Below are 20,712 nucleotides of genomic sequence, written 5' to 3'. Positions count from 1 at the left end.
CTGATGTCCGCCCTGACCCTGGGCCACTACCTGACGCTGGGCGCGGTGATCTTCTGCATCAGCGTCGCCGGCATCTTCCTGAACCGCAAGAACGTGATCATGCTGCTGATCTCGCTGGAGCTGATGCTGCTCTCGGTGAACATCAACTTCGTCGCCTTCTCGCGTTCGCTGGGCGATGCCGCCGGGCAGGTGTTCGTGTTCTTCATCCTCACCGTTGCCGCCGCCGAGGCCGCGATCGGCCTGGCGATCCTGGTGACCCTGTTCCGCAACCGCCGCAGCATCGACGTGGCGGACATCGATACGTTGAAGGGCTGACCTGATGGATTCGGCAATCCTCATCTCCAAGACCCAGCTGGTGCTGGTCGTGCTGCTGCCGCTGGTCGGCAGTCTGCTGGCTGGCCTGTTCGGCCGCCGGATCGGCCGCGCCGGCGCGCATACCGCCACCATCCTCGGCGTGGCGGCCAGCTGCGCGTTGTCGGTGCATGTGCTGTGGCAGCTGGTGCAGGGCGCGGCCACCTTCAACGAGAACCTCTACACCTGGATGCAGGTGGGCGACATCTCCGTCAACGTCGGCTTCATGGTCGACAAGCTGACCGCGATGATGATGGTGGTGGTCACCTTCGTCTCGCTGCTGGTGCACATCTACACCATCGGCTACATGGCCGAGGACGACGGCTACCAGCGCTTCTTCAGCTACATCTCGCTGTTCACCTTCAGCATGCTGATGCTGGTGATGAGCAACAACTTCATGCAGCTGTTCTTCGGCTGGGAAGCGGTGGGCCTGGTGTCCTACCTGCTGATCGGCTTCTGGTACAAGAAGCCGACCGCGATCTTCGCCAACCTCAAGGCGTTCCTGGTCAACCGCGTCGGCGACTTCGGCTTCCTGCTGGGCATAGCCGGCGTGCTGTACTGGATCGGCTCGCTCGACTACGCGCAGGCGTTCGCCAACGCCGACGCGATCCGCGGCATGAGCGTGGAAATCCTGCCGGGCCAGGCCTGGTCGATCGCGACGGTCATCTGCATCTGTCTGTTCATCGGCGCGATGGGCAAGTCGGCGCAGGTGCCGTTGCACGTATGGCTGCCGGACTCGATGGAAGGCCCGACCCCCATCTCGGCGCTGATCCACGCCGCGACGATGGTGACCGCCGGTATCTTCATGGTGGCGCGCATGTCGCCGCTGTTCGAGCTGTCGCAGACCGCGCTCAACTTCGTCCTGTTCATCGGTGCGACCACCGCGTTCTGGACCGGCCTGATCGGCATGGTGCAGAACGACATCAAGCGGGTGGTGGCGTATTCCACGCTGTCGCAGCTCGGCTACATGACGGTGGCGCTGGGCGTGTCCGCGTACTCGGCGGCGGTCTACCACCTGATGACCCACGCCTTCTTCAAGGCGCTGCTGTTCCTGGGCGCTGGCTCGGTCATCATCGGCATGCACCACGAGCAGGACATGCGCAAGATGGGCGGCCTGCGCAAGTACATGCCGATCACCCACATCACCATGTGGCTGGGCACGCTGGCGCTGGTCGGCACGCCGTTCTTCAGCGGTTTCTACTCGAAGGACAGCATCATCGAGGCCGCCGCGCATCACGCCCACGAGAACGGCGGTTGGATCGCGCAGTACGCCAACTGGGCGGTGTTGCTGGGTGCGTTCGTGACCAGCTTCTACAGCTTCCGCCTGCTGTACCTGACCTTCTTCGGCAAGGAGCGCTTCAAGGATGCCCACGCGCATGGCCATGACGCGCACCACGACGCCCATCACGATGATGGTCACGGCCACCACGGTGCGCACGTGCCGCACGAGTCGCCGTGGGTGGTGACCCTGCCGCTGGTGCTGCTGGCGATTCCGTCGGTGCTGATCGGCTTCCTCACCGTCGGACCGATGCTGTTCGGCACCGACGTGCTGGGCCATGCCAAGCAGGTGCCGTTCTTCGAAGGCGCCATCCAGGTGCTGGCCGAAAACGACGTCATGGCGGCGCTGGCCGAGGAGTTCCACGGCCCGGTGGCGTTCGCGCTGCACGGTTTCATGGCGCCGGCGTTCTGGCTGGCGCTGGCGGGCTTCGCGCTGGCCACGCTGCTGTACCTGGTCAAGCCGGAGCTGCGCACGGGCATCGTGCGCGCGCTGGCCGTGCCGATCCGCCTGCTGGAGCGCAAGTACTACATGGACGACCTGTGGATCGGCGGCCTCGCCGGCGGCAGCCTCAAGCTGGGTAGGTTCTCCAGCCTGTTCGACAACAGGGTGATCGATGGCGCCGTGAACGGCAGCGTCAGCCTGATCGGCACGGTGGCGGCGTCGCTGCGCAAGGTGCAGACCGGCTACCTCTACCACTATGCGTTCGCAATGATCCTGGGCCTGGTCGCGCTGCTGGCGATGGCCCGGTACTACTGGCAGTAAGCCGGCAACCGACGAGATGGAAACCGCAAGCGTGACCCACTGGCCCCTGCTTAGTCTTCTGATCTGGCTGCCGATCCTCGGCGGCGTGTTCTCCCTGCTGGCCGGCAACAAGCGGCCGGAGCTGGCGCGCTGGGTCGCGCTCGGCTTCGCGCTGCTGACGCTTGCCCTGTGCGTGCCGCTGTTCACCGGCTTCGACATGACCACCGCGTCGATGCAGTTCGTAGAACAGCGCGCATGGATCCCCGCCTACGACATCCAGTACCACCTCGGCGTGGACGGCCTGTCGGTGCCGCTGATCGGCCTGACCGCGCTGGTCGGCGTGCTGGTGCTGGTGGGCGCGTGGGGCTCGGTGAGCAAGCGGGTGTCGCAGTACTTCGCCAGCCTGATGATTCTGGAAGGCGTGATGATCGGCGCGTTCTGCGCGCTGGACTCGATGCTGTTCTACGTGTTCTTCGAGGCCATGCTGATCCCGATGTTCATCGTGATCGGCGTGTGGGGCGGGCCGCGCCGGATCTATGCCGCGCTGAAGTTCTTCCTATACACCTTCCTCGGCTCGGTGTTCATGCTGATCGGGCTGGTGTACCTGTACCTGAAGGGCGGCAGCTGGCAGATCGCCGACATGGCGGCGCTGCCGCTGACCATGACCGAGCAGACCTGGCTGTTCTTCGCCTTCTTCGGCGCGTTCGCGATCAAGGTGCCGATGTTCCCGGTCCATACCTGGCTGCCGGACGCGCACGTCGAGGCGCCCACCGGCGGCTCGGTGGTGCTGGCGGCGATCATGCTGAAGATCGGCGGCTACGGCTTCCTGCGCTTCACCCTGCCGATCGTCCCCGATGCCGGCCACGAGTTCGCCTGGCTGATGATCACGTTCAGCCTCATCGCGATCGTCTACGTGGGCCTGGTGGCGCTGGTGCAGCAGGACATGAAGAAGTTGATCGCCTATTCGTCGGTCGCGCACATGGGTTTCGTGACCCTCGGCATCTTCATCGCGTTCTCGCTGGTGCGCGACCAGGGGCTGGCCGACACCGCCCGCTTCGGCCTGCAGGGCGCAATGGTGCAGATGATCTCCCACGGCTTCATCTCCGCCGCGTTCTTCTCCTGCGTCGGCGTGCTGTACGACCGCATGCACACCCGCATGATCAAGGACTACGGCGGCGTGGCGAAGGTGATGCCGTGGTTCGCGCTGTTCTGGGTGCTGTTCGCGATGGCCAATGCCGGCCTGCCGGGCACCAGTGGCTTCGTCGGCGAGTTCGTGGTGATCCTGGCGACGTTCCAGCACAACCCGTTGATCGGTCTGGCGGCCGCGCTGACCCTGATCATCGGCGCCGGCTATTCGCTGTGGCTGACCAAGCGGATCATCTGGGGCGACGTGGGCAACGCGCACGTGGCCGAACTGAAGGACATCAACGCGCGCGAATGGATCGTGCTGGGCGTGTTTGCCGCCTTCACGCTGGCGCTGGGCATCAACCCCAAGCCGCTGACCGACCTGATGGAACCGTCCATCGCGCAACTGGCGGCCCAGCTCGCCGCTACGAAACTGTAAGGACATGACGACGATGCAGGCCACTCTCGCCATGCCGGCAGCCACCGAACTGCTGCCGTTGATTCCCGAACTGGTGCTGGTGGGCGCCGCGTTCGCGCTTCTGATGCTGGACCTGTTCCTGAAGGACAGCCAGCGCGTGGTCACCCACGTGCTCTCCATCGCCACCCTGGTGCTGGTGGGCGGGCTGATCGCAGCTGGCGTGGGCGTCGGCGACGACACCACGGTGCTCAACGGCATGTTCGTGCGGGACACCATGGCCGACGTGCTGAAGGTCACCACCTGCGTGGTGTCGGCGATCGCGCTGCTGTTCGTCTGGCCCTACCTGCGCGAGCGCGGGCTGTACAAGGGCGAAGTGTCGGTGCTGATGCTGTTCGCGGTGCTGGGCATGATGCTGCTGACCTCAGCCGGCAGCCTCATCATGGTCTATCTGGGCCTGGAGCTGCTGGCGCTGAGCTCCTATGCGCTGGTCGCCATCGACCGCGACAACAAGCTGGCTTCGGAAGCGGCGATGAAGTATTTCGTGCTGGGTGCGCTGGCCTCCGGTCTGCTGCTGTACGGCATGTCGCTGGTCTATGGCGCCACCGGCAGCCTGGATCTTGCGGCGATCCGCGAAGCCGCCCCGGGCGTGGCGCAGCCGATGCTGCTGCTGACCGGCGTGGTGTTCATGGTCGCCGGCATCTCCTTCAAGTTCGGCGCTGCGCCATTCCACATGTGGCTGCCCGACGTCTACCACGGTGCGCCGACCCCGATCACCCTGTTCATCGGTTCCGCGCCGAAGCTGGCCGCGTTCGCCATGGTGGTGCGCCTGCTGGGCTTCGGCGCCGCGCCGCTGGCCGGGCACTGGCAGCCGATGCTGGCGGTGCTGGCCGCGCTGTCGCTGGTGGTGGGCAACGTCATCGCGCTGATGCAGACCAACCTCAAGCGCATGCTGGCGTATTCGACCATCTCGCACGTCGGCTTCCTGTTCCTCGGCCTGGCCGGCGGCGGCGCGGAAGGCTACGCGGCGGCGATGTTCTATGCGATCAGCTATGCGCTGATGGCCACCGCAGCGTTCGGCGCGATCGTGCTGCTGGCGCGTCGCGGCTTCGAGGCCGACAACATCGACGACTTCAAGGGCCTTAACGCGCGCGATCCGTGGAGCGCCGGCATGGTGCTGTGCGTGATGGCGTCGCTGGCCGGCATCCCGCCGTTCCTGGGCTTCTGGGCCAAGCTGGCGGTGCTGCGCGCCGCGATCAATGGCGGCATGCTGTGGCTGGCCATCGTCGGCGTGGTGTTCGCGGTGATCGGCGCGTTCTATTACCTGCGCGTGATCAAGGTCATGTACTTCGACGAGCCGGTGGGCGAGCCGGTGCTGCCGCGTGACGACCGCGCGCTGCGGCTGGTATTCGGCGTCAATGCGCTGGGCCTGCTGGTCCTGGGCGTGTTCTGGAACCCGCTGATGGCGTGGTGCCAGGCGGCTTTCGCCTGAGACCAGCGGCCGCCGGCGTCGCGCCGCGATGGCGCGCGGGCAAAACGCAAAAGCCCGCCATCTGGCGGGCTTTTCGTTTGCGGGAATCACGCTTCCGCAGCACCCGCCGCCCGGCTGCGATCAGCGCGAGCGCTGCTCCACGTCGCCAACGAAGCGCCCCTGCCGGTCCACCACCACGCGCGCGCGTTTGGGGCCGTGGTAGAAGGTGGCGCGATACAGGCCGGCGTCCTCGCCGGTGCCGCGCTCGCACAGCCGGTCGATCTTGCGCTGCTCCAGCAGGCGCAGGAAGGCTTCCTGTTCCAGGCCCAGCGCAGCGGCGATCGGCGCCGCGTCGATCTCGATTTCGAGCGTGGGATTGAGGTCGAGCGGGATGGACTTGCCCATGGCGTGCTGCCGTTCGGTAACCGGCTTATTCCGCCGTCTGCGCGTACTCGGTGCCATGACCCCGGTCAACCGATCGGCAAACGAAAGGGGCCTTGCGGCCCCTTCCGGAATGCGCGGATGCAGCAGGCGCTCAGTTGACGTTCTGCAGGTCCCGCAGGCTGCCCGGCACGCTGGCGTAGTAGGCAGCAAGGTCGGCGATCTGCTGGTCGCTCAGGTTCTTGGCCTGGGCGGCCATCACGTCGGCGGTGGAACCTGCGCGGGTGCCGCTGCGGTAGCCCTGCAGCGACTGCGCAAGATAGTCGGCGTACTGGCCGCCCAGCTTCGGGTACATGCCGTCGATCGGGGCGTTGCCGTCGGCGCCGTGGCAGGACGCGCAGGGGGCAATGCCTTCGCCGCCCTTGGCGGCAAACTCGCGGCCGGCATCGATGTTGCCGTCGGGCAGGCCGGCGGAGCTGGACTTGGCTTCACCCGCTGCGGCGTGGCCGCCTTCGGACTTGCCGCCGCAGGCCGACAGGGCCAGCGCGCAGGCGAGGGTGAGCAGGGTCATGGAGGTCTTGGTCATGGCGCGGCTCACTTCAGGCTGGACAGGTAGGCGGCGATGTCGGCGATGTCCTGCTGGGAGAAGCTCTCCGCCTGCGCCTGCATCGTCGGGTGTTTGCGCTTGCCGGTGCCGTATTCGGTCAGGGCGTTGCGCAGGTAGGTTTCCGACTGGCCGCCGATCTTGGGCACGTGGTAGCTGGGATAGGCGTTCTTGTAGCCGGTGAGGCCATGGCAGCCGCGGCAGGTGTAGGTCAGGCCCTTGCCGCGGGTGGCGTCGCCGGTGGCGGGCGCGGTGGGCGCAGCCGGGGCGGGGGCGGCTGCAGCGGGTGCAGCTTCGGCGGTGGGCGCGGCAGCATCAGCGGCGGCTGGTGCGGGCGGATCCTGCGCAGTGACGGCAAAGGCCGTCAGGAGCAGAGCAAGGCTTGCGGCAATCGGCAGCGGTCGCATCATCTGGCTGTTCCGGACTGTGGATCGGTAAAAGGAGGCGGGCGCCGGTGTTGGGCGCCCGTTCATTCGAGTATAGCGGCGAATGCCACGGACTTCACATGCGACTCATCCGCATCGCCGCAGCGAATGGTTCGGCACGGTCGAAAACCATGCCATTGGCATGCATGACCTTCGGCGGATGGCACAAGTTGCGGGGTCGGTGACATACTTGACTACAACACTACCCCTCAGCCATTCCCCCATGCGCCCATCGATCCCGGTTCCCGCTTTCCATTCCAGCCGCCTGCTTCCGTTTGCCAGGCTCAGTCTGCTGGCCGTTGCCCTGGCGCTTGCCGCCTGCAAGGGGGGCGGCGCCGAGGGCGGCAAGGGGCCAGACGGCAAGGATCAGGCCAGCAAGGGGCCGGAAGCCACCCCGGTGGAAGTGATCAAAGCCTCCACCCGCTCGATTTCCGCCAATTATGCCGGCACCGCGCCGCTGGAAGCACGCGCGGAGGCGCAGGTGGTGGCGAAGACCTCGGGCATCGCGCTGCAGGTCTATGCCGACATCGGCCAGCAGGTGAGGGTCGGCCAGGCGCTGGTGCGGATCGACCGTGACCGCGCCAACCTGCAGGTCGCCCAGGCCGATGCGGAAGTGCGCAAGCTGGAGGCCAACTACCGGCGCTCCGCGCAGTTGCTGGATCAGAAGATGGTTAGCGTGAACGACGTGGACCAGCTGCGTTACAACCTGGAAAACGCGCGCGCGCAGCTGCGGATGGCGAAGCTGGAACTGTCCTACGGCACGGTGAGCGCGCCGATCTCCGGCGTGGTGGCGTCGCGCAGCATCAAGCAGGGCAACCTGGTGCAGATCAACACGCCGATCTTCACCATCGTCGACGTCTCCAGGCTCGAAGCCACGCTCAACGTGCCGGAGCGCGAGATCGCAACCCTGAAGGCCGGCCAGGCGGTGCAGCTCACCGTGGACGCGCTGCCGGGCAAGACTTTTGATGGCCGCATCGATCGGGTTTCGCCGGTGGTGGATGCCGGCAGCGGCACCTTCCGGGTGATCTGTGCGTTCGACGGCGGCGGCCTGCTGCAGCCGGGCATGTTCGCGCGCATCCGCATCAACTACGACCAGCGCGCCGACGCACTGGTGATACCGCGCACCGCGCTGCTGGAAGACGGCGGTGCGCCTGCCGTGTTCACGGTCAAGGGCGGCAAGGCCGTGCGTTCGGAACTCAAGCTGGGTTACGTGGATGGCGAATGGGTGGAGGTGCGCGGCGGCCTGCGCGCGGGCGATCCGGTGGTGGTGGCCGGCAAGTCGGCCTTGCGCGAAGGGAGCGCGGTGCAGGTGATCGGCGGCAAGGCCGCGCCTGCAGTCCCGGCGCCCGCAAAGGCGACCGCCAAGTGAGTTCGCCTTCGAGCCCCCGGCCGGAACCCGCGCAGGATCCGCACCACGCGCTCGCGGCCGGCTTCAGCCTGGTGGAGTTCGCCACCCGCAGGCGCGTCACCATCGCGATGATGACGCTGACCCTGGTGCTGTTCGGGCTGATTGCGCTGGGCAGCCTCAAGGTCAACCTGTTGCCTGACCTCAGCTATCCCACCTTGACCGTGCGCACCGACTACGAGGGCGCGGCGCCGGCGGAAATCGAGACCCTGATCTCGCAGCCCGCCGAAGAGGCGCTGGGCGTGGTCAAGGGCCTGCGCAAGTTGAAATCGGTGTCGCGTACCGGCCAATCCGACGTGGTGATGGAATTCGCCTGGGGCACCAACATGGACCAGGCCAGCCTGGACGTGCGCGACAAGATGGAGGCGCTGCAGTTCCCGCAGGACGCCAAGCCGCCGGTACTGCTGCGCTTCAATCCTTCCACCCAGCCGATCATGCGGCTGGCGCTGTCGCCGAAGCGGCAGGGTGCCGGCAGCGTCGAGGACATCCGCCAGCTGATGGAACTGCGCCGCTTCGCCGACGACGACCTCAAGCGCAAGCTCGAGCCGGTCGAGGGCGTGGCCGCGGTGAAGGTGGGCGGCGGCCTGGAGGACGAAGTGCAGGTGGACATCGACCAGCGCAAGCTGGCGCAGTTCGGCCTGACGTTGGACAACGTGATCAACCGGTTGGCGCAGGAGAACGTGAACGTTTCCGGCGGGCGGCTGGAGGAAGGCTCGCAGCGCTACCTCGTGCGCACCGTCAACCAGTTCGCCACCGTCGAAGAAATGGCGAACATGCTGCTGACCACGCGCAGCGCCGCGGCCGGCAATGCCGGCAACGAACAGGCGATGCGCCTGGCCGCCGCCAGCGGCGATGCGCGGGTGATGGCCGCGCTGTCGCAGGGTGGCAACACCCAGACGGGGACCTCGCCGCTGCGGCTGAAGGACGTGGCCACGGTGCGCCAGGGCTACAAGGAGCGCGAGGCGATCATCCGGCTCAACGGGCGCGAGGCGGTCGAGCTGGCGATCTACAAGGAAGGCGATGCCAATACCGTGTCCACCGCCGATGCGCTGGAAACCAGGCTCAAGGCCATCCGCGAGAAGCTGCCCGCCGACATCGAACTGACCAACATCGAGGACCAATCGATCTTCATCCGCAACGCGATTCGCGACGTCAAGGTGGACGGCGTGATCGGCGGCCTGCTGTCGGTGCTGATCATCTTCCTGTTCCTGCGCGATGGCTGGAGCACCTTCGTCATCAGCCTGTCGCTGCCGGTGTCGATCATCGCCACCTTCTTCTTCATGAGCCAGCTTGGCCTGTCGCTCAACGTGATGTCGCTGGGTGGCCTGGCGCTGGCCACCGGCCTGGTGGTGGATGACTCCATCGTGGTGCTGGAATCGATCGCCAAGGCGCGCGAGCGCGGGCTCGGCATCCTAGAGGCGGCGATCACCGGCACCCGCGAGGTCAGCATGGCGGTGGTGGCATCCACCCTGACCACGATCGCGGTGTTCCTGCCGCTGGTGTTCGTGCAGGGCATCGCCGGCCAGCTGTTCCGCGACCAGGCGCTGACCGTGGCGATCGCCATCGGCGTCTCGCTGGTCGTGGCGATGACCCTGATCCCGATGCTGAGTGCCTTGAAGGGCCGCCCGCCGCTGGGCTTCCCGGAAGAAGCGGCGAGCGCGCACTGGCAGCCGCAGAAGCGCTGGCAGAAGCCGGCGGCGTATGCCGGACGAGGCGTCGGCGCGCTGTTCCGCTACGGCTTCTTCAGCGTGGCATGGCTGGTGGTGCGCGCGTGGCGCGGGCTGGCCGCGGTGGTCGGCCCGATGATGCGCAAGCTGAGCGATCTGGCGATGGCGCCCTACGGCCGCGCGGAGCGCGCCTACATGCAGGTGCTGCCGAAAGCCCTGCAGCGGCCAACCCCGGTGCTGCTGGTGGCCGCGCTGGCGTTCGCGCTGACGATGGCGGCGGTGCCGCTGCTGGGCACCGACCTGATCCCGCAGTTCGCGCAGGACCGCTTCGACATGACCGCCAAACTGCCGCCGGGAACGCCGCTGGCCAAGACCGACGCGCTGGTCCGCGACGTGCAGGCGCTGCATGCGAAGGATGCCGGCGTGCGCGTGCTGTACGGCGTGTCGGGCACCGGCACCCGGCTGGATGCCAGCCCCACCGAAAGCGGCGAGAACATCGGCAAGCTGTCGGTGGTGATGGAAAGCAACGACGCCGAAGGCCCGCTGACCGAGGCGCTGCGCAAGACCATGCAGGACTACCCCGGCGTGCAGGTGGATTTCAGCCGCCCCGAGCTGTTCAGCCTGTCGCCGCCGCTGGAGATCGAGGTGGAGGGCGCGGACCTGGAAACCATCCGCAAGGCCGGCAACCGGCTGGCCGGGATGCTGCGCGCCAACCGGCACTACGCCGACGTCAAGTCGACGGTGGAGCAGGGCTTCCCGGAAATCCAGATCCGCTTCGACCAGGACCGCGCCGCCGCGCTCGGCCTGACCACGCGGCAGATCGCCGACGTGGTGGTGAACAAGGTCAAGGGCAACGTGGCGACCCGCTACAGCTTCCGCGACCGCAAGATCGACGTGCTCGTGCGTGCGCAGGAATCCGACCGCAGCTCGGTGGAGGACCTGCGCCGGTTGATCGTCAACCCGGGCAGCGGCACGCCGGTGGAGCTTGCGTCCGTCGCCGACGTGGTGGCCACCACCGGCCCCAGCGAGATCCACCGCGCCGACCAGCGCCGCGTCGCCATCGTCTCCGCGAACCTGCGCGACATCGACCTTGGCGGTGCAATCCGCGAGGTGAACGACATGGTAGCGTCGAGCCCGCTGGGCACCGATATCGACATGCGCATCGGCGGGCAGGGCCAGGAACTGGATGAGTCGATCCGCTCACTGCTGTTCGCGTTCGGGCTGGCGATCTTCCTGGTCTACCTGGTGATGGCCTCGCAGTTCGAATCGCTGTTGCATCCGTTCGTCATCCTGTTCACCATCCCGCTGGCGCTGGTGGGCGCGGTGGCGGCGCTGCTGATGACCGGTTCGCCGGCCTCGGTGGTGGTGTTCATCGGCCTGATCCTGCTGGTGGGGCTGGTGGTGAAGAACGCGATCATCCTGATCGACAAGGTCAACCAGCTGCGCGAGGAGGGCGTGGCCAAACGCACCGCGCTGGTGGAGGGTGCACGCTCGCGCCTGCGTCCGATCATGATGACCACGCTGTGCGCGGTGTTCGGATTCCTGCCGCTGGCGCTGGCCTTCGGCGATGGTGCGGAAGTGCGCAGCCCGATGGCGATCACGGTGATCGGCGGCCTGCTGGTGTCGACCCTGCTGACGCTGCTGGTGATCCCGGTGGTCTATGACCTGCTGGACCGCAAACCGGACGAGTTCTACGCGGAACGCGGCCGGCGCGTGCGCGCCGTGGCGGAGCAGGCGGCCGAGCTGATCTCGCACGAACACGACCCGCTGAACGGCGGCGCGAAGGCCTGATCGGATGAACATCACCGAGCTCTCCATCCGTCGCCCCATCACCACGATCATGCTGTTCGTGTCGATGGTGGCGATCGGCCTGATCGCTTCCTTCCGCCTGCCGCTGGAGGCCGAGCCGGAAGCCACCATCCCGTTCTTCTTCGTGTCGCTGCCGTACCCCGGCTCCACCCCGGAGGAGGTGGAGCGCAACCTGGTGCGCCCGGTCGAGGAGGCGCTGGCAACGATGCCGGGCATCGAGACGATGAATTCGCGCGCCAACGCCGACGGCGGCTCGATCCAGGTGCGCTTCAGCGACTGGAGCCGAGACATCGCCATCGCCGCCTCCGAGGCGCGCGAGCGCATCGACGCGATCCGCGACCAGCTGCCGGACGATTTCCGCCGCTACTTCGTGCAGCGCTGGAGCACCTCCGACCGCGAGGCGCTGAGCCTGCGCCTGACCAGCAGCATCGACCTGACCGCCCGCGCCGACCTGATCGAACGCAGCATCAAGCAGCGGCTCGAGCGCCTGCCCGGCGTGGCCCGGGTGGAAGTGGAAGGCGTGGCCAAGCAGGAAGTGCTGGTGGCGCTGGACAAGGACCGCCTGACCGCGCACGGCGTGGTGCTGAACGAGCTGGTGCAGAAGCTGCAGGCGGCCAACTTCGCGGTATCCGCCGGCGAGATCACCGAGGCCGGGCGGCGCCTGCGCGTGCAGCCGCTGGGCGAGCTGCAGCAACTGCAGCAGCTGCGCGACCTGCGCATCGACAAGAAGGGCACCCGCCTGTCCGACATCGCCGACGTCGACCTGCAGCCGCAGCGCATGAACTACGTGCGGCAGATGGACGGCAAGCCGAGCGTGGGCGTGGACATCTACAAGGAACGCGCGGCGAACCTGGTCGATCTGTCGCGGATGGTGCGCAAGGAGATCACGCTGTTGGAGCAGGACCCGGCGATGCGCGGGGTGAAGATCGAGGTCACCGACGACCAGGGCCAAGCCGTGACCAGCTCGCTGCTGGCGCTGGCGGAGGCCGGCGGCATCGGCCTGCTGCTGTCGGTGGTGGTGCTGTATGCCTTCCTGCGCCACTGGCCATCCACCCTGATGGTGTCCACGGCGATCCCGATCTGTTTCACGATGACCCTGGGCTTCATGTATTTCGCCGGGATCACCCTCAACATCATCTCGATGATGGGCCTGCTGCTGGCGGTGGGCATGCTGGTGGACAACGCCGTCGTGGTGGTCGAGAGCATCTACCAGGAGCGCGAGAAGTACCCCGGCAAACCGTGGCTGGCGTCGATCATCGGCACCCGCCACGTGGCCATCGCACTGTCGGCCGGCACGCTTTGCCACTGCGTGGTGTTCTTGCCGATGCTGTTCGGCGAGAAGAACATCATCACCATCTACCTGAGCCAGTTGGCGGTGACCATTTCGGTGTCGCTGCTGGCCTCGTGGCTGGTGGCGATCAGCCTGATCCCGATGCTGTCGGCGCGGATGAAGACCCCGCCGGCGCTGAAGTCGCCGTTCATCACCGGGATGCAGGCGCGCTATGCCCGCCTGCTGCGCTGGACCCTGCTGCATCGCGGCTGGAGCGTGGCCGGGATCCTGGCGATCTCGCTGGTCAGCGTGTATCCGATGATGAACACCACCGGTAGCGGCGACGACAGCGATCCCACCGAGATCAACATCTTCTACCAGTGGAAGGGCTCCTATTCCAAGGAGGAGATGGGCAAGGAAGTCGCGCGGGTCGAGCAGTTCGTCAATGCGCACCGCAAGGACTTCAAGATCGACCGCGTTTACAGCCGCTACAGCGAACAGGGCTGGGCGCAGACCCGCCTGTTCCTGACCATCGACGACGCCGAACAGAACAAGAAGATTTCCGAGGAAGTGCGCAAGGGGTTGCCCAAGTCCGCGCGCGCCAAGCTCGGCATCGGCTGGCCCGGTGGCATGGGCAGCGGCGACGGGCAGGGCATCACCTTCAGCCTGATCGGCGATTCCACCCAGACCCTGAAGGAGCTTGCCGACGACATCGTGCCGATCCTGGCGCGCAATCCGAAGCTGCGCGACGTGCGCGTGGACACCGGCGATGCCAACACCGAACTGAAGGTGCAGGTGAACCGCGAGCGCGCGGCGGCCTATGGCTTCAGCGCGCAGCAGGTGGCGCAGTTCGTCGGCATGGCGCTGCGTGGCTCGTCGCTGCGTGATTTCCATCGCGAGGACGTCGAGATTCCGGTCAACGTGCGTTTCGCCGGCTCGGACAGCTACAGCCTGGAGGACCTGTCCACCTTCCTGGTGCGCGCGCCGAACGGCACCGAGGTGCCGCTGCTGGCGATGGTGGACGTGGACACCACGCCCGCCGCCACCCAGATCCAGCGCCAGAGTCGGCAGACCATGCTGCAAGTGCAGGTCGGGCTGGCGCAGGGCGCTTCCATGCAGGACGCCCGCAAGTCGATCGAGGACACCCTGAAGAACGTGCAGTTCCCGCCGGGCTACAGCTATACCTTCGACGGCGCCGGCTTCAACATCAATTTCGACGGCATGGACCAGATGATCCGCGCGATCGGCATCGCGCTGGTGCTGATGCTGGTGATCATGGCGGCGGTGTTCGAATCGCTGCTGTTCCCGCTGGCGATCATGAGTTGCGTGCTGTTCTCGATCTTCGGCGTGTACTGGCTGTTCTGGCTCACCGGCACCGAGATGAACATCATGGCGGTGATCGGCATCCTGGTGCTGATGGGCGTGGTGGTGAACAACGGCATCGTGATGATCGAGCACATCAACAACCTCCGCCGCCGCGGCCTGCCGCGCATCGACGCGCTGGTGGAAGGCAGCCGCGAGCGGCTGCGCCCGATCATGATGACGATGGGTACCGCGATCCTGGCGATGATCCCGATCGCGCTGTCGACCAAGACCGCCGACGGCATGCCGCCGTACTACCCGATGGCGCGCGCGATCGCCGGCGGGCTGGCGTTCTCCACCGTGGTCAGCCTGCTGTTCCTGCCGACCATCTATGCGCTGCTGGATGACCTGCGCACCGGCAGCTCGCGGCTGCTGGAGCGGGCGCGGATGAGCCGCGCGCAGCGGCGGGCGCCGGCGGCGGGCTGAGTGCCGCCGAGGGGCATCGCCCCCTCGCGGCCGTTGCGGCAACCGGAGCGTGGACGCCGGACGCGTTATCGTGTGTCGCAACGCGACGCGGGAGACGGTTCCGGGATGAGTACCTACGCACTGGACGCGGTGTTCCGGCCGCGCTCGCTGGCGCTGGTTGGCGCCAGTCCGCGCGAACGCTCGGTCGGTCGCGCCATCCTGCGCAACCTGCGCGAAGGTGGCTTCGCCGGGCCGCTGGGCGTGGTCAATCCGCGCTATCCGCAGATCGACGGAATACGGGCGGTGGCCCGACTGGCCGATCTGGGGTTCGCGCCCGAGCTGGTGGTGGTGTCCTCGCCGGCGGCCACGGTGCCGCGGGTGATCGCCGATGCCGCCGCGGTTGGCGCGCGTGCGGCGGTCATCGTCACCGCTGGGTTGGGGCGTGGCCCCGGCTCGCTGCTGGAACAGACCGAGGCCGTGGCGCGCGCACACGGCCTGCGCATCGTCGGGCCCAACTGCCTTGGCGTGATGGCACCGCATGCCCGACTCAACGCCAGCTTCGCCGCCGGTGCGCCGCTGGCTGGCGATCTGGCGCTGGTGTCGCAGTCCGGCGCGATCGCCTCGGGGCTGGTGGAATGGGGCAAGGCGCGCGGGGTCGGGTTCTCGGCGGTGGTGTCGCTGGGCGATGCGCTGGACGTGGACGGCGGCGACCTGCTCGACTGGTTCGCGCAGGATCCGAAGACCCGCGCGATCCTGCTCTACATCGAATCCATCCAGGACGCGCGCAAGTTCATGTCGGCCGCCCGCGCCGCCGCGCGCGCCAAGCCGGTGGTGGTTGTGAAATCCGGCCGGCATGCGCAGGGCGCGCGCGCCGCCGCCACCCATACCGGCGCGCTGGCGGGTTCCGATGGCGTCTACGACGCCGCGTTCCGGCGTGCCGGGCTGCTGCGGGTGATGGCGCTGGACGAGCTGTTCGCCGCGGCGGAAACGCTGGGACACCTGCGCAGCGCGCCGGGCCGGCGGCTGGCTATCCTCACCAACGGCGGCGGTATCGGCGTGCTGGCGGTGGACCGCCTGATGGACATGGGCGGCACCCTGGCGACCATCGACGATCCCACCCGCGAGCGGCTGGAGGCGCTGCTGCCGCCGACCTGGTCGCGGGCCAACCCCATCGACGTGATCGGCGATGCCGACGCCGCGCGCTACGCCGCTTCGCTGGAGGCGCTGCTGGCCAGTCCGGAAAACGACGCGGTGCTGGCCATGCACGTGCCCACCGCGCTGTCGTCATCGTATGACACGGCCGCGGCGGTGGCGGGGGTACTGGCAGGTCGGCCACGGACCTCCAATGGCAAGCCGGTGCTGGGCGTGTGGGTCGGCGCCGGTCAGGACGCCATCGCGCGACTGGATGCGGCGGGGGTGCCGACCTATTCCAGCGAAGCCGACGCGGTGCGCGGTTACATGTACCTGGTACGCCACCGCGAGGCGCAACGCGCATTGATGGAAACGCCGCCCAGCCTGCCGGAGGATTTCGAAGTGGACACCGCCGCCGCGCGCGCGGTGGTGGACGGTGCGCTGGCCGCGGGCCGGCGCTGGCTGGATCCGCTGGAGGTCGCCGCGCTGCTGCGCGCATACGCCATTCCGGCCACTCCGGTCGCGCTGGCCACGGATCCCGCGCATGCCGAGCAGGTGGCCGCGCCGCTGTTGGCCGCCGGCACGCCGGTCGCGCTGAAGATCCTCTCGCCCGACATCGTCCACAAGTCCGATGTCGACGGCGTGCGCCTGAACCTGACCAGCGGTGCCGCCGTGCGCGAAGCCGCCGAGGTGATCCTGGCGCGCACGCGCGCACTGCGGCCGGAAGCGCGCATCGACGGCATGACCGTGCAACCGATGGTTCTGAAGCCGAAGGCGCGCGAGCTGATCGTCGGCCTGGCGGATGATCCGACCTTCGGCCCGGTGGTGGTGTTCGGCCGCGGCGGCACCGCGGTGGAGGTCATCGACGACAAGGCGCTGGCGCTGCCGCCGCTGGACCTGCGGCTGGCCCATGAGCTGATCGCGCGCACCCGCGTCTCGCGCATCCTCAAGGCCTACCGCGACGTGCCCGCCGCCGACGAGCGGGCAGTGGCGCTGGTGCTGGTGAAGCTGGCGCAGCTGGCCGCCGATATCCCGCAGGTGCGCGAACTGGACATCAACCCGCTGCTGGCCGACCGCGACGGCGTGGTGGCGGTGGACGCGCGCGTGGCCATTGCGCCCGCCGACGACAGCCCGATCCGCGGGCCCTGGCATTCGCGGATGGTGATCCGCCCGTATCCGTCCGAATGGGAGCGCGAGGTCGACCTCGCCCACGACGAGCGCATGTTCGTGCGCCCGGTGCGGCCCGAGGATGAAGCGCTGTTCCGCGACTTCTTCGGCCGCATCAGCGACGAGGACCTGCGGCTGCGGTTCTTCTCCACCGTGCGCCACTTCAGCCACGAATTCATCGCCCGCCTGACCCAGCTCGACTACGCGCGGGCGATCGCGCTGGTGGCGCTGGGCACCGATACCGGCCAGCTGTTGGGCGTGGTCCACCTGCTGGCCGACGCCAACTTCGAGAACGGCGAGTACAGCATCCTGGTGCGCTCGGACCTGAAGGGCTACGGCATCGGCTGGCAGCTGATGCGGATGATGGTCGAATACGCGCGCAGCGTCGGCCTGAAGACGGTGGAAGGCCAGGTGCTGCGCGAGAACGCGACGATGCTGCGGATGTGCCGCCAGCTGGGCTTCCGGGTCAACGTGGACCCGGACGACATGATGCTGATGGACGTGGCGCTGGACGTGGCCAGCGCGCAGGTCTGAAGCCGGCTAGTGGATCAGCCGGCCGAGGATGCTGGCGCCGGAAATCCACACGCCGATCGCGCTGCCGATGTTGCTCAGCAGGAACACCAGCACCACCCGGCACACCCGGTTGCGGTACCAGCCCGCCAGCGTCTGCGCGTCATCGCGCAGGGCCAGGAAATCGGGGTATGCCGGCTTGCGCAGGTGCACTTCCACCAGCGCGCTGAACATGCCCGGCGGCAGGCCGGGGCGGAACGGCTTCAGCGGCGCAGCGATGGCGGCGGCCAGGATGCTCAGCACGTGCCCGCGCGCCAGCAGTGCGCCCAGCGCCGCCAGCCCGCCGGTCCAGGCCACCCACTGCAGCAGCAGGTCGCGGCCGAGGTCGCGGCCGCCGTGGAAATAACCCCAGGCGATGCCGCCGCAGATCAGCACCATCAGGGTGAGGGTGATCCACGGGATGTTGCGCTTCTGCCGGACCTGCACCAGCTCCGCGGTCAGCGCCTGCGGAGCGCGCTGCTCTTCGGCGAGGTACTTCGCCATGCCCTTGAGGTGGCCGGCGCCGACCACGGCGAGGACGTGCTTGGCACCGTCGGCGCGCTCGCGCAGCTTCGCCGCCATGTAGCGGTCGCGCTCATCGATCAGGCTCGCGTACAGCGTCGGCGTCTCGCGGGCGAACTCGCCGAAGCTGGACTCCAGCATGTCGCCTTCCTTCAGCCGCTCGATGTCGGCCTCGGAGACGTCTTCGCGGTCGAACAGGCCGGCGGCCACGCTGCCGATCAGCTTGGCGCGGTCCCACCAGCTCAGCCCCTGCATGATGCGACGGAAGGTGATGCCCACGTCGCGGTCGATCAGCTGCATCGACAGCCCGCGCGCCACCGCCTCGGTGGCGGCAGCCTTCAGCTCCGCGCCCGGCTCGATGCCCAGCTGCTCTGCCAGCCGGCGCTGGTAGGCGGCCAGCGCCAGGTTGGCCGCGAACGGCGCCACCTTCTTCTCGCGGATCACCTTGACCAGGTCCAGCTGCGCCAGCGCGTCCGGGTTGGTCAGCGCCTTGTGGCGCTGCTCGTCCAGCTCCACTGCCACCGCGTCGAAGCGGCCGCTGTCGATGGCGGCGTTGACCGCGTCGATGCTGGCCCTGGAGACGTGGGCGGTGCCCAGCAGGGTGTAGCGGACACCGTCGCGCTCCAGCTCGACGACGGGCTGGCCGGCGTAGCTGGTGCTGTCCTGCGCGGCAGCCTCAGTCACGGTAGCGCTTCGTCAGGTCGCCGTAGGCGTCGATGCGGCGGTCGCGCAGGAACGGCCAGATCCGGCGCACGCGCTCGCTGCGCTGCATGTCCACCTCTGCAAGCAGGAGGGTTGGCTCGGTACCGGCTTCGGCGATGAACTCGCCCTGCGGCCCCAGCACGTGGCTGTTGCCCCAGAAATCGATGCCGGATGCGCCCAGCGGCGAAACTTCATGGCCAACGCGGTTGCACGACAGCACCGGCAGGCCGTTGGCCACGGCGTGGCCGCGGTGCGACAGCACCCAGGCATCGCGCTGGCGTATCTTCTCGTCCTGCACATCGTCCGGGTCCCAGCCGATCGCGGTCGGATACAGCAGCAGCTCCGCGCCGGCAAGCGCCATCAGTCGCGCGCCTTCCGGATACCACTGGTCCCAGCACACCAGCACGCCGAGGCGGCCGACGCTGGTATCGATGGGATTGAAGCCGAGGTCGCCCGGGGTGAAGTAGAACTTCTCGTAGAACCCCGGATCGTCCGGGATGTGCATCTTGCGGTACTTGCCGGCAATCGAGCCGTCGGCATCAAAGACCACCGCGGTGTTGTGGTACAGCCCGGTGGCGCGCTTCTCGAACAGCGAGCTGACCAGCACAACGCCGAGCTGCTTCGCCAGCGCCGCCAGACGCGCGGTCGAAGGACCGGGGATCGGTTCGGCCAGGTCGAATTCGCAGACGGATTCGTGTTGGCAGAAGTACGCACCGTTGTGCAGTTCCTGCAGCAGGACGAGTTTCGCCCCCGATTTTGCAGCCTCGGCCACGCGGGTTTCGATCACCGCGAGGTTGGCCTCGGCGTCGCCATGGTTGCGCTCCTGCACCAGCGCGACGGGAAGCTTGTTGTACCTGGACATCAGACCAGACCCTCCGGCAATTGCATGGTGATGCAGTGCAGGCTGCCGTTCTGCCAGATCAGCGGGCGGCAGGGCACCTGCACGATTTCGCGGCCGGGGAACGCCTGCGCCAGCACCGCGGCCGCGGCATTGTCGGCCGCATCGCCGTAAGCCGGCATCAACACCGCGCCGTTGACGATCAGGAAGTTGGCATAGCTGGCGGCAAGGCGGCGCGGCTGGCCGTCTTCGCCGGAGTCGAGGACCGGCCGGGCCCACGGCAGCGGGAACAGGCGATACGGCCTGCCGTCGCGGGTGCGCAGCGCGGCAATCTCGTCGGCCATCGCCTTGAGGTCGGCGTAGTGCGAATCCGCCTGGTCATCACAGGCCTGGAACACGATCGCATCGCCGGGCGCGAAGCGGGCCAGGGTGTCGATATGGGCGTCGGTGTCATCGCCCTCCAGCGCGCCGTGGTCCAACCACAGCACGCGGTCCTGGTGCAGCCACGCCGACAGGATTGCGGTCAATTCCTCGCGACTGGCATCGGGGTGGCGTTCGTGCAGGCAGTGCCAGGTGGTGAGCAGGGTGCCGTGGCCGTCGGTTTCAATGCCGCCGCCTTCCAGTGCGAAATCGACGCGCTCGCGCGGCGTATCGCCGAACACGCCCTGCGCGGCCAGCGTTTCCACCAGCAGGTCATCGCGGCCGGCTTCGAACTTGCCGCCCCAGGCGGTGAAGCGGAAATCGAGCAGGCGGAAGCCGTCGCCCTCGCGCAGCGAAATCGGCCCGGAATCGCGCAGCCAGGTGTCGTCGTAGGCGACGGTCACGAACCGCACCCGCGCCATGTCCACCCGGTTGGAGCGCAGGCGGATGTCGGCATAGGTTTCGACGTCGTCGTCGGCCACGCAGATCAGCACCGGCTGGAAGCGGGTGATTGCCTGCACCAGCGCGATGTAGGTGTCCTCGACGTCGCCAAGGCGGTCGGCCCAGTCGGTGCCGGCATGCGGCCACGCGATCAGGATCGCCGACTGGGGTTCCCACTCGGCGGGGAAGCGCACGGAAATTTCGGTCATCGTTCTGCAGGAAAGTCCCGCGC

Annotated in this window: 14 protein-coding genes; 8 read left to right on the top strand and 6 right to left on the bottom strand. The window is 67.8% G+C overall.

What is annotated here, in order from left to right:
* Positions 1-3 precede the first annotated feature (3 nt).
* From nuoK to nuoN, 4 genes are read left to right on the top strand one after another with little or no spacing between them, the layout of a single operon-like run.
* Positions 4-315, top strand: a complete 312-nt coding sequence (gene nuoK / locus G582_RS0101315; protein ID WP_028838294.1) for an NADH-quinone oxidoreductase subunit NuoK — start codon at positions 4-6, stop codon at positions 313-315.
* Positions 316-319: 4 nt separating this feature from the next.
* Complete coding sequence (nuoL, locus tag G582_RS0101310; protein WP_038052368.1) at positions 320-2,392, top strand: NADH-quinone oxidoreductase subunit L; 2,073 nt, start codon at positions 320-322, stop codon at positions 2,390-2,392.
* 31 nt (positions 2,393-2,423) lie between these two features.
* Positions 2,424-3,935, top strand: a complete 1,512-nt coding sequence (locus tag G582_RS0101305; protein WP_028838292.1) for an NADH-quinone oxidoreductase subunit M — start codon at positions 2,424-2,426, stop codon at positions 3,933-3,935.
* Positions 3,936-3,939: 4 nt separating this feature from the next.
* On the top strand, positions 3,940-5,403 hold the full coding sequence (gene nuoN, locus G582_RS0101300; protein WP_028838291.1) for an NADH-quinone oxidoreductase subunit NuoN: 1,464 nt from the start codon (positions 3,940-3,942) through the stop codon (positions 5,401-5,403).
* Positions 5,404-5,523: 120 nt separating this feature from the next.
* Here the strand turns inward: nuoN and G582_RS0101295 are convergent, their stop codons facing one another.
* The 3 genes from G582_RS0101295 to G582_RS0101285 all read right to left on the bottom strand — a co-directional run bounded on the left by G582_RS0101295 (position 5,524) and on the right by G582_RS0101285 (position 6,774).
* Positions 5,524-5,787 (bottom strand): DUF6522 family protein, encoded by a 264-nt coding sequence (locus G582_RS0101295; RefSeq protein WP_051246413.1) that lies wholly within the window; start codon positions 5,785-5,787, stop codon positions 5,524-5,526.
* A gap of 130 nt (positions 5,788-5,917) precedes the next feature.
* Positions 5,918-6,349 (bottom strand): c-type cytochrome, encoded by a 432-nt coding sequence (locus G582_RS0101290; protein ID WP_028838289.1) that lies wholly within the window; start codon positions 6,347-6,349, stop codon positions 5,918-5,920.
* Between the two features lie 8 nt (positions 6,350-6,357).
* Positions 6,358-6,774 (bottom strand): c-type cytochrome, encoded by a 417-nt coding sequence (locus G582_RS0101285; protein WP_028838288.1) that lies wholly within the window; start codon positions 6,772-6,774, stop codon positions 6,358-6,360.
* Positions 6,775-7,015: 241 nt separating this feature from the next.
* Here G582_RS0101285 and G582_RS0101280 point away from each other — a divergent pair, with 241 nt between their 5' ends.
* The 4 genes from G582_RS0101280 to G582_RS0101265 all read left to right on the top strand — a co-directional run bounded on the left by G582_RS0101280 (position 7,016) and on the right by G582_RS0101265 (position 17,542).
* Positions 7,016-8,161: an efflux RND transporter periplasmic adaptor subunit gene (locus G582_RS0101280; protein WP_083960887.1), complete on the top strand. Its 1,146-nt coding sequence runs from the start codon at positions 7,016-7,018 to the stop codon at positions 8,159-8,161.
* On the top strand, positions 8,158-11,655 hold the full coding sequence (locus G582_RS0101275; protein ID WP_028838286.1) for an efflux RND transporter permease subunit: 3,498 nt from the start codon (positions 8,158-8,160) through the stop codon (positions 11,653-11,655). Before G582_RS0101280 ends, G582_RS0101275 begins: the two co-directional genes overlap by 4 nt.
* Positions 11,656-11,659: 4 nt before the next feature.
* On the top strand, positions 11,660-14,731 hold the full coding sequence (locus G582_RS0101270) for an efflux RND transporter permease subunit (RefSeq protein ID WP_028838285.1): 3,072 nt from the start codon (positions 11,660-11,662) through the stop codon (positions 14,729-14,731).
* Positions 14,732-14,836: 105 nt separating this feature from the next.
* Positions 14,837-17,542, top strand: coding sequence for a bifunctional acetate--CoA ligase family protein/GNAT family N-acetyltransferase (locus tag G582_RS0101265; protein WP_028838284.1), 2,706 nt, complete (start codon positions 14,837-14,839; stop codon positions 17,540-17,542).
* Positions 17,543-17,548: 6 nt separating this feature from the next.
* On the opposite strand, the gene G582_RS0101260 is transcribed toward G582_RS0101265, so the two are convergent.
* From G582_RS0101260 to G582_RS0101250, 3 genes are read right to left on the bottom strand one after another with little or no spacing between them, the layout of a single operon-like run.
* Positions 17,549-18,763 (bottom strand): TraB/GumN family protein, encoded by a 1,215-nt coding sequence (locus tag G582_RS0101260; RefSeq protein WP_028838283.1) that lies wholly within the window; start codon positions 18,761-18,763, stop codon positions 17,549-17,551.
* Positions 18,756-19,643, bottom strand: coding sequence for a carbon-nitrogen hydrolase (locus G582_RS0101255; RefSeq protein WP_028838282.1), 888 nt, complete (start codon positions 19,641-19,643; stop codon positions 18,756-18,758). The genes G582_RS0101260 and G582_RS0101255 overlap by 8 nt, the downstream gene beginning before the upstream one ends.
* Positions 19,643-20,689, bottom strand: a complete 1,047-nt coding sequence (locus G582_RS0101250) for an agmatine deiminase family protein (RefSeq protein WP_028838281.1) — start codon at positions 20,687-20,689, stop codon at positions 19,643-19,645. The genes G582_RS0101255 and G582_RS0101250 overlap by 1 nt, the downstream gene beginning before the upstream one ends.
* Positions 20,690-20,712 lie beyond the last annotated feature (23 nt).

The sequence above is a fragment of the Thermomonas fusca DSM 15424 genome, assembly GCF_000423885.1.
In the GTDB taxonomy this organism is placed as follows: domain Bacteria; phylum Pseudomonadota; class Gammaproteobacteria; order Xanthomonadales; family Xanthomonadaceae; genus Thermomonas; species Thermomonas fusca.
The sequence above is the reverse complement of the archived record's forward strand: the minus strand, read 5'-3'. Positions and strand labels throughout refer to the sequence as shown.

What these genes read in the sequence shown, in the direction of transcription:
- nuoK (WP_028838294.1), top strand. Translation starts at nt 4, where the DNA reads ATGTCCGCCCTGACCCTGGGCCACTACCTGACGCTGGGCGCGGTGATC.
- nuoL (WP_038052368.1), top strand. Translation starts at nt 320, where the DNA reads ATGGATTCGGCAATCCTCATCTCCAAGACCCAGCTGGTGCTGGTCGTG.
- nuoN (WP_028838291.1), top strand. Translation starts at nt 3,940, where the DNA reads ATGACGACGATGCAGGCCACTCTCGCCATGCCGGCAGCCACCGAACTG.
- G582_RS0101295 (WP_051246413.1), bottom strand. Translation starts at nt 5,787, where the DNA reads ATGGGCAAGTCCATCCCGCTCGACCTCAATCCCACGCTCGAAATCGAG.
- G582_RS0101290 (WP_028838289.1), bottom strand. Translation starts at nt 6,349, where the DNA reads ATGACCAAGACCTCCATGACCCTGCTCACCCTCGCCTGCGCGCTGGCC.
- G582_RS0101285 (WP_028838288.1), bottom strand. Translation starts at nt 6,774, where the DNA reads ATGCGACCGCTGCCGATTGCCGCAAGCCTTGCTCTGCTCCTGACGGCC.
- G582_RS0101280 (WP_083960887.1), top strand. Translation starts at nt 7,016, where the DNA reads ATGCGCCCATCGATCCCGGTTCCCGCTTTCCATTCCAGCCGCCTGCTT.
- G582_RS0101270 (WP_028838285.1), top strand. Translation starts at nt 11,660, where the DNA reads ATGAACATCACCGAGCTCTCCATCCGTCGCCCCATCACCACGATCATG.
- G582_RS0101265 (WP_028838284.1), top strand. Translation starts at nt 14,837, where the DNA reads ATGAGTACCTACGCACTGGACGCGGTGTTCCGGCCGCGCTCGCTGGCG.
- G582_RS0101255 (WP_028838282.1), bottom strand. Translation starts at nt 19,643, where the DNA reads ATGTCCAGGTACAACAAGCTTCCCGTCGCGCTGGTGCAGGAGCGCAAC.
- G582_RS0101250 (WP_028838281.1), bottom strand. Translation starts at nt 20,689, where the DNA reads ATGACCGAAATTTCCGTGCGCTTCCCCGCCGAGTGGGAACCCCAGTCG.